The organism is Enterobacter sp. WP_7_1 (assembly GCF_003688535.1).
Taxonomy (GTDB): Bacteria; Pseudomonadota; Gammaproteobacteria; order Enterobacterales; family Enterobacteriaceae; genus Enterobacter; species Enterobacter asburiae.
On sequence record NZ_REFK01000001.1, the window covers coordinates 1,854,443 to 1,866,567 of the forward strand.

Sequence of the window (12,125 nt, forward strand, 5' to 3'; positions counted from 1 at the left end):
GTATCTTCGAAAAATTCTTATCAATATGAAATATAAAGTTATTTTTATTTTATCGTACAAAAATCCAGTCAAAATTTAACATCTCAGGTATTAAGGGGTAGACCCACCTGCAGAGCGATGGCGATCGCAGTGTCACCGCAGGCGTCTGCCGTAAAAGCCATAAGTATGTTGTAACTATTATTCAGGCTAAAAAAAACGCGGCCCGAAGGCCGCGTAAACGGATAATCACACTTACTTATTTTTCTTAGTATTTCGGCCATATACCAGCCACGTAATCACAACGCAGGCGATATAGAAAACGAGGAAGACCTTCATGGCACCAGCCGGAGAGCCGGTCAGGTCCAGAGAGATACCGAACGCTTTCGGGATAAAGAAGCCGCCAATCGCGCCGATGGCAGAGATAAAGCCCAGCGCCGCAGCCGTATCCGTCGCCGCTTCGCGCATCGCCTGCTCTTCGCTCCCGCCCTGCGCCTTCACGCGATCCATCGTCAGCTTACGGAAGATCACGGAGATCATCTGGAAGGTAGACGCACTCCCCAGCCCGGCCGTCAGGAACAGCACCATAAACACGCCGAAGAAGGCAATAAAGTTACCGCCCTGCCCGTTGGCTGGCAGCGTGAGGAACAGCAGCGCGCAGAAGATTGCCATCACGACGAAGTTAACCAGCGTCACGCGGGTGCCGCCGAGACGGTCAGACACCATGCCGCCCAGCGAACGTGCCAGGGCACCAATAAACGGCCCGAAGAAGGCAAAGTGCAGGATCTGAATCTCCGGGAACTGCGTTTTCGACAGCATCGCGAAGCCCGCAGAGAAGCCGATAAACGAACCGAAGGTGGCCAGATACAGCAGCGCCATCACCCAGAGGTGTCCACGCTTCAGCACCGGCAGCTGTTCGCTCAGCGACGCCTTCGACGCGGACAGGTCATTCATAAAGAACCAGGCTGCGAGGGTGAAGACTACCAGGAAAGGTACCCAGATCCAGGCGGCGTTTTGCAGATAGAGGGAAGAACCATCCGCCTGCTCAACGCCACCGCCGCCAAAGGCCGCAAAAATGGAGACCGAGATCGCCAGCGGGGCAATGAGCTGCATCACGCTGACGCCCATGTTCCCCAGACCGCCGTTAATGCCCAGCGCGCCGCCCTGCTTCGCTTTCGGGAAGAAGAAGCTGATGTTCGCCATGCTGGAGGCGAAGTTCGCGCCCGCAAAACCGCACAGCAGGGAGATAATCACGAATACGCTAAACGGCGTAGAGGTATCCTGCACCGCGAAGCCGAGCCAGACGCAGGGGACGATCATGATGCCCGTACTGAACGCCGTCCAGCGACGACCGCCAAATACCGGCACCATAAACGCGTAAGGTACACGCAGCAGCGCGCCTGACAGCGACGGCAGCGCGGTCAGCATGAACAGCTGATCGGTCGTAAACGTAAACCCAACTTTCGGCAGATTGACCGCCACCGCGCTAAACAACATCCATACGCAAAACGCTAATAACAAACAGGGCACGGAAATCCATAGATTCCGGCTTGCTACACGATGGCCGCGCTGTTGCCAGAACGCCGGATCCTCTGGACGCCAGTCTGTAATAACGGCACCATTTTCCCTTTCGGGAGCGGATGAGTGACTCATAGACACCTCTGATTCTCGAATGATGCTGCAAACATTAGGGTTTTAGGGCGGCGGTAAGTTGATATAAATCAAAGGAAAAGTGGGAGGATTTGCGGCGCAAAATAAGGCCTCACCCTAAGTGAGTAGGCTAATTCGGTAAAAAAGACGTGGTTTTTCACGGCACTGACGGTTCCTCGCTACCCCCACCTCCTTCCCTCTACTCCGTTGGCAATTTAGGGGTAATCCTTTATTGGTATGGGTATACTCCAGGGTATGCACCAGAATAGCGCCATTCCTGCAAGCAGGCCACGTCAGGAGCACGCCACCTCTATGTTAAAAAGATGTTTATCTCCGCTGACGCTCGTGAATCAGCTAGCCCTTATCGTTTTGCTGTCCACCGCCATCGGCGTGACCGGCATGGCGATCTCCGGCTGGCTTGTGCAGGGAGTACAGGGTAATGCGCATGCCATCAACGAGGCAGGCTCGCTACGCATGCAGAGTTATCGCCTGCTGGCATCGGTTCCCCTGACGCAGGACGATCGGCCCCTGATTGATGAAATGGAGCGCACGGTCTTCAGCCCCGAACTGGAAAACGCCGCCATCCGCGCCGGTCAGCAGTCCCAGCTTAATGCCCTTCAGGGCTACTGGCACAGCCAGCTGGAGCCCGGGCTGAAGCAGGCGCGCAGCACAGAAACCGTTGCGCAGGACGTGGCGGGGTTCGTCTCACGCATTGATGCGCTGGTCTCCTCTTTTGACCAAACCACCGAACTCCGCATCGATCGGGTGGTGATGGTGCACCGCGCGATGGCGCTGTTTATGGGTCTGCTGCTGATCTTCACCATCGTCTGGCTCCGCGCGCGGCTGCTGAACCCGTGGAAACAGCTGCTGGCAATGGCCCGCGCGGTCACCGCACGCGATTTTACCCAGCGCACGCACATCAGCGGGCGCAATGAGATGGCCATGCTCGGCCAGGCGCTCAACACCATGTCGGCAGAGCTCTCCGAGAGCTACGCGGTGCTGGAGCAGCGCGTTCAGGAAAAAACGGCCGGGCTGGAGCAGAAAAACGAGATCCTCTCCTTCCTGTGGCAGGCTAACCGTCGTCTGCACATGCAGGTGCCGCTATGCGAACGCCTTTCGCCGGTGCTGAACGGCCTGCAAAATCTGACCCTGCTGCACGATCTTGAGCTGCGGGTCTACGACGTTGAAGACGAAGATAACCATCAGGAATTTACCTGTCAGTCGGATATGTCCTGCGATGACAAAGGCTGCCATCTTTGCCCTCGCGGCCTGCCGCCGCTGACGTCCGGCGGCACCACCCTGAAGTGGCGCCTGACCGACAGCCACACCCAGTACGGTATTCTGCTGGCAACGCTGCCTGCCGGGCGTCACCTGAGCCACGACCAGCAGCAGCTGGTTGATACGCTGGTCGAACAGCTCACGGCCACGCTGGCGCTCGACAGGCATCAGGAAAAGCAGCAGCAGCTGATTGTCATGGAAGAACGCGCGACTATTGCCCGCGAGCTTCACGACTCTATCGCCCAGTCGCTCTCCTGTATGAAAATGCAGGTGAGCTGCCTGCAGATGCAGGATGCGGAGATGCCGGAAAGCAATAAGCAGTTGCTCAGCCAGATCCGCAACGAGCTGAACACCTCCTGGATACAGCTTCGCGAGCTGCTGACCACCTTCCGTCTGCAGCTGACCGAGCCGGGCCTGCGCCCGGCGCTGGAAGCGAGCTGTCACGAATTTAGCGCCCGGCTGGGGTTCCTGGTGAAGCTGGACTACCAGCTGCCGCCGCGGTTTGTCCCCTCCCACCAGGCCATACATTTACTGCAGATTGCCCGTGAAGCGCTGAGCAACGTGCTCAAGCATTCCGGCGCGACGGCGGTAACGGTCACCGTCAGCCAGCACGGCAATCAGGTGAAGCTCACGGTTCACGACAACGGCCGCGGCGTGCCGGAAAATGCCGAACGCACTAACCACTATGGTTTAATTATTATGCGAGACCGCGCCCAAAGCCTGCGCGGTGATTGCCAGGTTCGCCGGAGAGAGACGGGCGGCACGGAAGTTGTCGTCACCTTTATTCCCGAGAAACCGCTTACAACTGCTCAAGGAGAAACCCATGACTAATCAGGAACCGGCATCCATTCTGTTGATCGACGACCATCCGATGCTGCGTACTGGCGTGAAACAGCTGGTCAGCATGGCACCCGATATCACCGTGGTGGGCGAAGCCAGCAACGGTGAACAGGGCATTGAGCTTGCCGAATCCCTCGATCCCGATCTGATCCTGCTCGATCTGAATATGCCCGGCATGAACGGGCTGGAAACCCTCGACAAGCTGCGGGAAAAATCGCTTTCCGGGCGCATCGTCGTCTTTAGCGTGTCAAACCATGAAGAGGATGTGGTCACGGCGCTGAAGCGCGGGGCGGATGGTTATCTGCTGAAGGATATGGAGCCGGAAGACTTGCTTAAGGCGCTGCAGCAGGCTGCGGCGGGCGAAATGGTTCTCAGCGAAGCCTTAACGCCGGTGCTGGCCGCCAGCCTGCGCGCCAACCGCGCCACCTCTGACCGTGACGTGAGTCAGTTAACCCCGCGCGAGCGCGATATTCTCAAACTCATTGCCCAGGGGCTGCCGAACAAAATGATCGCCCGCCGCCTGGACATCACCGAAAGCACGGTCAAAGTGCACGTGAAGCATATGCTGAAGAAAATGAAGCTCAAATCCCGCGTTGAAGCCGCGGTGTGGGTGCACCAGGAACGCATTTTTTAAGGATTACTCCTCCGGCAGAAGCTTCCAGCGCGGGTCGTTGTCCGGCAATGCGACCAGCGGCTGCACGACGGTCAGCGCGATCTCATTGGACGAGACGCGCTGGCCTTTCTCATCTTCCACCACCGCCGACAGGTGCCAGCGGTTTGTCGCCCCTTCGCGGTCATCCCAGGCAGGCATAATCACGCTCCAGCCGTCGCTGCTGTTGCTTTTAGTCGGCGACGTCAGGCTCAGCGCCTGCGTATCCCCCTGCCAGTGGATCTGACGAATACCGTTCGCGCTGCGAACCTGCAGCTTCAGCATAACGGTCTCGCCCCCTTTCAAATCCCACGGCGGCGTTGCCAGCCACACGGACAGCGTTTTACGCTGGCGGAACTCCATCACCGGCAGGCTATTGCGCTCCGGCGAGTCATAGCGGCTTCCGCGCAGGGAGCGCGTGGCGGCAACTTCACCGGCGGAAAGCTGCTTAACCAGCGGCACGCCAAAGCGATAGTTGAGCTTCAGTCCGAGGTTATTCTGGCTCGCGCCACTTTCGCCCTGCTTATGCCCGGCGGTCAAGGTGACCAGCGGAACGGGGGTATAGTTAAGCCCCAGATTCACCGCCACCGGATTGTGATAGCCAGTTCCGCTGTTGAAGAGATCGACGTTATCGCCAAAATATTGCTCGAAGCTAACGCTGGTGTTCAGGTGATGAAACCACGGCAGCCAGGCTTTAGCGGTGACGTCATATCCGCGCGCCATGCGCTGCTCCTGGACGTCGGAGCGGTCGCGCCAGCCGGCAAAGGGCTGATAATAGTTGGCTGACAGGCGCAGATTTTCCCCCCACGCTTCCGCGCCCAGTCCGGCACGCTGCAGGTTTTCATCCAGGAGGTTATCGTAAAAGGTGTTGTAACCCAGCAGCCATTTTCCGGCGACCCAGCGCTGACCGATTCCAGCGTTACTCACCAGGCCATCCGTCTGCTGGGTCAGGCCAAGCTGGCTCCAGCTCAGATAGCGGTTGTTATCGTTCCAGGGGATAAACCAGCTCCCGCTGCTGCCGTTAAATTTGCCATCGTTATCTACCAGCAAGTTCACGCTGGCGTTACCCCATGGCGAAAGCCAGGATTCAATCTGCTGGTTCACTTCGCCGCTCACCGCGTCGCGCACCTGGCCAAACGCAAACTGACGCGCCTGCTCGCCCGTTGTCAGGCCGTTGTCGGTCATGCTGGCCTCACCGAAGGCTTTCGCCATTTCGGCCAGATGTTTTTCCCCCTCCCCGGTGGGTGCCGCCATGCCGAGGTCAGGCAAACTGTCCCCATTATTATCGAAGGGATGTTGTGCCTGCTGGATAAAGGAATTCGGCGCACCGTGAACGGCTCCGGCCGTAAGAAGGGGGAGTAATAACAGCAAACGAATGCGGGACGATACAGCCATCAACGTCGGGATTTGCGCCTGAGTTTTGTTAAAGACCCTCTTACCTTAACGTCATTGGGAAAGAATTGCAGCCTTACGGGACATTCCAGGAATAACCTGAAGTTTATTGTCGGCTGCAAGCAGCGTAAACTCGTTAAACCCTATATTATTCGTGCCTTTATAAGAACAGGAGTCAACATGCAAAAGATTGTGATCGTCGCCAACGGTGCGGCCTACGGCAGCGAATCCCTTTTTAACAGCCTGCGCCTGGCCATTGCGCTGCGTGAAAAAGAGAGCGACCTGGCGTTACGGCTCTTTTTAATGTCGGACGCGGTCACCGCGGGGCTGAAGGGTCAAAAACCGGCAGAGGGCTATAACATTCAGCAAATGATTGAAATCCTGACCGCGCAAAACGTGCCGGTGAAGCTGTGCAAGACCTGCACCGACGGCCGCGGCATTACCGGACTGCCGCTGATTGAGGGGGTAGAAATTGGTACGCTGGTTGAGCTTGCCGAGTGGACGCTGTCCGCAGATAAAGTATTAACTTTTTAATAATAAACTCGTAAAAATATTATTTTCTTATGGACGCGGTTTCAGCATCAAGTTTACCTGCGGGGTTGCCGATAGGCATGGAAACAACACAGCAGGTATTTCACTTATGTTCAGATCGATTCGTGCACGCATCATCGCTGCGACGGCAGGCTGTCTGGTCGTCGCCCTTCTCCTTAACACCGTTATCAACTTCCAGGTCACGCGCCAGGATAACCAGCAGTCCCAGCGAGATATCCTGACCAGCACCAGCGCCAGCCATAACATGGCGATTGCCGACTGGGTCAAAAGCAAGATGACGGTGATTGCCTCTGCGCAGACCGTTGCGCTGAATGACGATCCGGTTCCGGTGTTTAAACAGCTTGCGCAGGCGGGTGGTTTTACCAACGTCTATGTTGGCTACGCCAGCAAAACGGCGAAATTCTCTGAGCCGGCGGGCGTCCCGGCGGACTATGACCCGACCATTCGCCCTTGGTATCAGCAGGTAGTCAGCACGGACGGTCCGGTTGTCACCGCGCCCTACGTTGACGCGGGGACCGGTAAACTGGTGGTGACCTTCGCCGTGCCGGTGAAAGAAAATGGCACCCTTAAAGCGGTGGTGGCGGGCGATGTGGCGATGGACAGCGTGGTGGCAAACGTGCGCGGGATCCATCCAACTCCGGCCAGCAGCGGGTTGCTTCTGAACAGTGACGGCAGCGTGATTGCCGCTAACGATCCGGCCCTGACGCTCAAACCCTTTGCTGAGACGATCAAAGGCATTGATTTTGCTGCGTTGAAAAGCGGTAACCTCGTCGACGGAACGCTGAACGACGCTGAAAAAACCTTCGTGGCGACAGCCGTACCGGGCACTAACTGGCTGCTAGTCGTCGCGCTCGACAGCGGTGACGCCACCTCCGGCATGCGTTCCCTGCTCAAAGCATCGGCGATTTCGCTGGTGATCCTGGCACTCCTGAGCGCGGCCATTGTTCACTTCCTGATTGCCCGCCTGCTGAAGCGTCTGTCCGACATTCGCGACGCGATGCACAACATTGCCAACGGGACTAACGATCTGTCCCAGCGCCTGCCGGACAGCGGCGAGGACGAAGTCGCGCAGATTGCCCAGGCCTTTAACGCCTTCAGCGATAAGCTGTCGGTGGTGATGGTGCAGCTCCGGGATGCCAGTGAATCGGTGAAAAACGCGGCGCAGGAGATTGCCGCGGGTAACCAGGATCTTTCCGGACGTACCGAGCAGGCGGCATCCAGCCTGCGCGAGACGGCCAGCGCAGTAGAGCAGATCACCGCCTCCGTGACGCAGTCGAATGAATCGGCGGCAGAAGCGAACGACCAGGCGAGCAAGGCCTCAGCGGCCGCGGCGCGCGGCGGCGAGGTGGTATCGCAGGCGATCAGCACCATGCAGTCCATTGAAGTCGCGTCGGCAAAAATTGGCGATATCACCAGCGTGATTGACGGCATTGCTTTCCAGACCAACATTCTGGCGCTGAACGCCTCCGTCGAGGCGGCGCGAGCGGGTGAGCAGGGGCGTGGGTTTGCGGTCGTAGCAGGCGAAGTGCGTAACCTGGCGAGCCGCAGCGCTCAGGCGGCGAAAGAGATCAAATCCCTGATTGATTCCACCACCGACAGCGTGGCAACCGGCTCCCGCTACGTGCATCTGGCAGGGGAAAGCATGGATGAGATCCGCTCCAGCATCGGCAGCGTCTCCGGCATTATGCGCGAAATCTCCATCGCCACCAGCGAGCAGATGAAAGGGATTCATGAAATCAACCACGCGGTGACCCATCTCGACAGAATGGTTCAGCAGAACGCCGAGCTGGTGGTGGAATCCGCCGCCGCCGCGGGTGCCCTGCAGAGCCAGGCGGGCGACCTTGCTGAAACAGCCGGTCATTTCCGCATTTAATCTTCTTCCGGCGCGCGTTTAGCGGGTAAAACGCGCGCCAGCGTAAATTTTGAGGAATTTTGTCATTTTTGTTTAATCGTTATGCCATTTTTTGATCAAAATCAGCATCCCGCCCCCTCCCCTTTGGTGTTATGCCATGAGTGAATTGTGAACAACATCACGCTCGGATATGGTTGCAGGGAGAGCGTTGTTTGAGACTACGGGGTAAAAAATGGCACTGGTAAAAACAAGTTTGAAACTGTTTGGCGGGGATACGGTAGTGGTGCGTTGCTCAGAACGCTGTCGTATTCATCTGATGAGTTCGAAAGCACAAAAACAGTCCCAGGCGGATATTCTCACCGTACAGGACGATAAGGCCTGGCTTACCGTGCCGTATACCGGCACGTGGGATGTGCTGATCGATAGCCACAGCCAGTCGCTGGAGCATTCCGTCAGCTACGTGGCAGCATAAGTTTAAACGCCCGGCAAGCCGGGCGTATTGTCAGGCAAAACCCGGTCGCAGCGTGCCGTTGAGCGGGTTCCCTTCCAGCAGCGCCTTTACCTTCACCACCAGCTCATTCAGACAGTCGTCCTTCATGCCGAGGCGGGTTAGCTCCTGGTCGAGGGAGAACAGATACTGCGCGTTGGTGCCCAGCGGCCCGCTCGCGGCGGCAATCAACGGGGCAATCACCTGCGTACGTGTATCCGCTTCATACAGCGGATGGCGCGGGTCCATAATAAACACCAGCGCATTGACGGTACGACCGTCGTCCAGTTCCAGCTTGCACCAGCTCGGCATATAGCAGCCGGTGATCATCTCGCGCTTCCAGAGCAGCGTGAGCTCCTCTTCCAGCGTGGCATCCGGCAGGCGATACGCCACGCCCGTGGTGCGCCCGCCCTCTTTCAGTGCAAGCATGCGCCCCGGCTGGCACGCGCTGCCGCGTCCGGCCGTCAGGCGCAGGCAGAATGCGCGATGCCAGCCAGGCAGCGTTCCCGTTGCCGATTCGACAAATTCCAGAGCCGGGTTCCACATCAGAGAACCGTAGCCAAAAATCCATACCGGGCCATCATCCGGGCGGCAGGCAAGCGTGGCAGCGAGTGACGCCGCACGTTGTTCAGCTGACCAGAGAAGCGATTCCTCAATAGCACCAAATGCCGTCTTACAATCTGCCTTCATTAAGAAATCACGCGTTAACACTTTCCACCTCCGCCACTGCATGCTTCCTTGCGACATCTGTAATTCGCCTTCCCGGCATTTTTTGCTGGTCATTTTGCCAGCAGTTAAATAACGATAAGCAATTAGCGGACCAGTTGCAATACAACGGAAGTTCAACCGCCTGAAAAGTCAAAATGAAGGCAGCGAATTATTTCACGGCTATTTCTTTTTATGCCATTTATCGTCGTCTCCTTTCTCATAGTCATGTTTTACGGCGGCCCAGGCGACTTTGTGCGCCGTCTCTTCACGGCTGGCATCATCCCGGCGATCGTCCTTATCTTTGTATTGATCCCATGCGCTGTTAAACGCCTCTTTGTAGATATCCTGCGCGTGGACGGGCAGCACGTTTTGTACGTTATCGGGTAATTCGCGTTTCGTTTTATAGGGCATCACTGACCTCTCTTTTGGCTAAAGAGATAAGTGTGGACGACGATATGGCAGCGTGCCACTCCGCGATAATTTATGAATATATACCATTTATAATTCATTGTTATTTAATGAATATTAAATAAAGACAGCAAATTATAGACATCAAACAAAAAAATCATGACAAAGGGTAAAATTAAGTAAAAAATAAAGGGTATTTAACAGAGATCTGTTAGTTTAATGACCTCAAAAATCTATCTATAATTACAAGCACCTGCATTGATGGAGAAGCACATGACAGCAACACACGAGGCGGTAAAGACCCGCCACAAGGAGACGTCACTCATTTTCCCGGTTCTGGCACTGGCTGTGCTGCTCTTCTGGGGAAGCAGTCAGTCACTGCCAGTGGTGGTTGGTATCAATATTCTTGCCCTGGTCGGCATCTTAACCAGCGCATTTAGCGTCGTTCGCCATGCGGACGTCCTGGCCCACCGTCTGGGCGAGCCGTACGGATCGTTAATTCTCAGCCTTTCCGTTGTTATCCTCGAAGTCAGCCTGATTTCCGCGCTCATGGCAACCGGCGATGCCGCGCCGACGCTGATGCGCGACACGCTTTACTCGATCATTATGATAGTGACGGGCGGCCTGGTGGGCTTTTCTCTTCTGCTGGGCGGGCGCAAATTTGCGACCCAGTATATGAACCTGTTCGGCATTAAACAGTATCTAATTGCCCTCTTCCCGCTGGCCATTATCGTGCTGGTCTTCCCGATGGCGCTGCCGGGCGCGAATTTTTCTACCGGGCAGGCGCTGCTGGTCGCACTGATTTCCGCCGCCATGTACGGCGTGTTCCTGCTGATTCAGACCAAAACGCACCAGAGCCTGTTTGTGTACGAGCATGAAGATGACGGCGACGATGATGACCCGCACCACGGCAAACCGTCGGCCCACAGCAGCGCGTGGCATACGGTTTGGCTGATCGTGCATCTGATTGCGGTGATTGCCGTCACCAAGATGAACGCTAACCCGCTGGAGACGCTGTTAACCGAGCTGAACGCGCCGGTGGCGTTTACTGGCTTCCTGGTGGCGCTGCTGATCCTTTCGCCGGAAGGGCTGGGCGCGCTGAAAGCGGTGTTGAATAATCAGGTGCAGCGCGCAATGAACCTGTTCTTCGGCTCCGTACTGGCGACGATTTCACTCACCGTCCCGGTGGTGACGCTGATTGCCTTTATGACGGGTAACGAACTGCAGTTTGCGCTGGGCGCGCCGGAGATGATTGTGATGGTCGCCTCGTTGCTGCTGTGCCAGATTTCGTTCTCAACCGGGCGTACCAACGTGCTGAACGGCGCGGCGCATATGGCGTTGTTTATTGCGTATCTGATGACGATATTTGCGTAATTTTATGCGGCGCGGGCTGATGCCTCGCCCTAACCCTCTCCCACAGGGAGAGGGAGAACAAAAAACCCGCCGAAGCGGGTTTTTTTATCAGTTGCTGGTATCCAGCTCGTCGAAGCTCTTCACCAGATCGTCAATCGCTTTGATCTGCTTCAGGAACGGCTCCAGCTTGTCCAGCGGCAGCGCGGATGGGCCGTCGCATTTCGCGTTAGCCGGATCCGGGTGCGCTTCAATGAACAGGCCGGCCAGACCGGTCGCCATACCGGCGCGCGCCAGCTCGGTCACCTGGGCACGACGGCCACCGGACGCGGCACCGAACGGGTCGCGGCACTGCAGGGCGTGGGTCACGTCGAAAATCACCGGAGACTGGCCGGAGACATTTTTCATCACGCTGAAGCCCAGCATGTCGACAACCAGGTTGTCGTAACCGAAGTTTGCGCCACGGTCACACAGGATCACCTTGTCGTTTCCGCCTTCGATAAACTTATCGACGATGTTGCCCATCTGGCCCGGGCTGACGAACTGTGGTTTTTTCACGTTAATCACGGCGCCGGTTTTCGCCATCGCTGCAACCAGGTCGGTCTGGCGAGCCAGGAACGCCGGAAGCTGAATCACGTCCACCACGTCTGCCACCGGCTGCGCCTGTGAGGCTTCATGCACGTCGGTGATCACTTTCACGCCAAAGGTCTGCTTCAGCTCCTGGAAAATCTTCATTCCCTCTTCCAGGCCCGGGCCACGGTAAGAGTTGATGGAGGAGCGGTTGGCTTTGTCAAAAGAGGCCTTAAACACGTACGGGATGCCCAGCTTCTGGGTCACGGTCACGTAGTGTTCGCAGATACGCATGGCGAGATCGCGGGATTCCAGCACGTTCATGCCGCCAAACAGTACGAACGGCAGGTCGTTTGCTACATTGATATCACCAATGCTAACCACTTTTTGTTTCATAGGATCGCCTTATTCAG

At 56.8% G+C, this 12,125-nt stretch carries 11 protein-coding genes; 6 read left to right on the forward strand and 5 right to left on the reverse strand.

Going from position 1 to position 12,125, the window contains the following annotated elements:
* Window positions 1-231 precede the first annotated feature (231 nt).
* Window positions 232-1,629 carry a NarK family nitrate/nitrite MFS transporter gene (locus BJ885_RS09230; RefSeq protein ID WP_121931759.1) on the reverse strand — a complete coding sequence of 466 codons (1,398 nt, stop codon included), beginning with the start codon at window positions 1,627-1,629 and terminating at the stop codon, window positions 232-234.
* A gap of 309 nt (window positions 1,630-1,938) precedes the next feature.
* Here BJ885_RS09230 and narX point away from each other — a divergent pair, with 309 nt between their 5' ends.
* Window positions 1,939-3,735, forward strand: a complete 1,797-nt coding sequence (gene narX / locus BJ885_RS09235; RefSeq protein WP_121931760.1) for a nitrate/nitrite two-component system sensor histidine kinase NarX — start codon at window positions 1,939-1,941, stop codon at window positions 3,733-3,735.
* On the forward strand, window positions 3,728-4,378 hold the full coding sequence (gene narL / locus BJ885_RS09240; RefSeq protein WP_008499531.1) for a two-component system response regulator NarL: 651 nt from the start codon (window positions 3,728-3,730) through the stop codon (window positions 4,376-4,378). Before narX ends, narL begins: the two co-directional genes overlap by 8 nt.
* 3 nt (window positions 4,379-4,381) lie before the next feature.
* Here the strand turns inward: narL and BJ885_RS09245 are convergent, their stop codons facing one another.
* Window positions 4,382-5,788, reverse strand: a complete 1,407-nt coding sequence (locus BJ885_RS09245) for a YchO/YchP family invasin (RefSeq protein ID WP_121931761.1) — start codon at window positions 5,786-5,788, stop codon at window positions 4,382-4,384.
* A 177-nt stretch (window positions 5,789-5,965) separates the two neighbouring features.
* Between BJ885_RS09245 and BJ885_RS09250 the strand changes: the two genes are divergently transcribed.
* The 3 genes from BJ885_RS09250 (at window position 5,966) to BJ885_RS09260 (ending at window position 8,661) form a co-directional block, all read left to right on the forward strand.
* Window positions 5,966-6,319 carry a DsrE/DsrF/TusD sulfur relay family protein gene (locus BJ885_RS09250; RefSeq protein ID WP_121931762.1) on the forward strand — a complete coding sequence of 118 codons (354 nt, stop codon included), beginning with the start codon at window positions 5,966-5,968 and terminating at the stop codon, window positions 6,317-6,319.
* A gap of 106 nt (window positions 6,320-6,425) precedes the next feature.
* On the forward strand, window positions 6,426-8,210 hold the full coding sequence (locus BJ885_RS09255) for a methyl-accepting chemotaxis protein (RefSeq protein ID WP_121931763.1): 1,785 nt from the start codon (window positions 6,426-6,428) through the stop codon (window positions 8,208-8,210).
* 211 nt (window positions 8,211-8,421) lie between these two features.
* A complete protein-coding gene (locus tag BJ885_RS09260; RefSeq protein ID WP_010432930.1) occupies window positions 8,422-8,661 on the forward strand; it encodes a DUF1883 domain-containing protein in 240 nt (79 codons plus the stop codon).
* A 30-nt stretch (window positions 8,662-8,691) separates the two neighbouring features.
* On the opposite strand, the gene BJ885_RS09265 is transcribed toward BJ885_RS09260, so the two are convergent.
* Both BJ885_RS09265 and chaB read right to left on the reverse strand, forming a co-directional pair.
* Entirely contained in the window at window positions 8,692-9,387 is a 696-nt protein-coding gene (locus tag BJ885_RS09265; protein WP_023344362.1) for a gamma-glutamylcyclotransferase, read from the reverse strand.
* 177 nt (window positions 9,388-9,564) lie between these two features.
* Window positions 9,565-9,795 (reverse strand): putative cation transport regulator ChaB, encoded by a 231-nt coding sequence (chaB, locus tag BJ885_RS09270; protein ID WP_121931764.1) that lies wholly within the window; start codon window positions 9,793-9,795, stop codon window positions 9,565-9,567.
* A gap of 270 nt (window positions 9,796-10,065) precedes the next feature.
* Here chaB and chaA point away from each other — a divergent pair, with 270 nt between their 5' ends.
* Window positions 10,066-11,166 carry a sodium-potassium/proton antiporter ChaA gene (chaA, locus tag BJ885_RS09275; RefSeq protein WP_023312122.1) on the forward strand — a complete coding sequence of 367 codons (1,101 nt, stop codon included), beginning with the start codon at window positions 10,066-10,068 and terminating at the stop codon, window positions 11,164-11,166.
* Window positions 11,167-11,253: 87 nt separating this feature from the next.
* Here the strand turns inward: chaA and kdsA are convergent, their stop codons facing one another.
* Window positions 11,254-12,108, reverse strand: coding sequence for a 3-deoxy-8-phosphooctulonate synthase (gene kdsA / locus BJ885_RS09280; protein ID WP_121931765.1), 855 nt, complete (start codon window positions 12,106-12,108; stop codon window positions 11,254-11,256).
* Window positions 12,109-12,125 lie beyond the last annotated feature (17 nt).

Excerpts from the sequence above, each read along its gene's own strand:
- BJ885_RS09230 (WP_121931759.1), bottom strand. The coding sequence starts at position 1,629 with ATGAGTCACTCATCCGCTCCCGAAAGGGAAAATGGTGCCGTTATTACA.
- narX (WP_121931760.1), top strand. The coding sequence starts at position 1,939 with ATGTTAAAAAGATGTTTATCTCCGCTGACGCTCGTGAATCAGCTAGCC.
- narL (WP_008499531.1), top strand. The coding sequence starts at position 3,728 with ATGACTAATCAGGAACCGGCATCCATTCTGTTGATCGACGACCATCCG.
- BJ885_RS09245 (WP_121931761.1), bottom strand. The coding sequence starts at position 5,788 with ATGGCTGTATCGTCCCGCATTCGTTTGCTGTTATTACTCCCCCTTCTT.
- BJ885_RS09250 (WP_121931762.1), top strand. The coding sequence starts at position 5,966 with ATGCAAAAGATTGTGATCGTCGCCAACGGTGCGGCCTACGGCAGCGAA.
- BJ885_RS09255 (WP_121931763.1), top strand. The coding sequence starts at position 6,426 with ATGTTCAGATCGATTCGTGCACGCATCATCGCTGCGACGGCAGGCTGT.
- BJ885_RS09260 (WP_010432930.1), top strand. The coding sequence starts at position 8,422 with ATGGCACTGGTAAAAACAAGTTTGAAACTGTTTGGCGGGGATACGGTA.
- chaB (WP_121931764.1), bottom strand. The coding sequence starts at position 9,795 with ATGCCCTATAAAACGAAACGCGAATTACCCGATAACGTACAAAACGTG.
- chaA (WP_023312122.1), top strand. The coding sequence starts at position 10,066 with ATGACAGCAACACACGAGGCGGTAAAGACCCGCCACAAGGAGACGTCA.
- kdsA (WP_121931765.1), bottom strand. The coding sequence starts at position 12,108 with ATGAAACAAAAAGTGGTTAGCATTGGTGATATCAATGTAGCAAACGAC.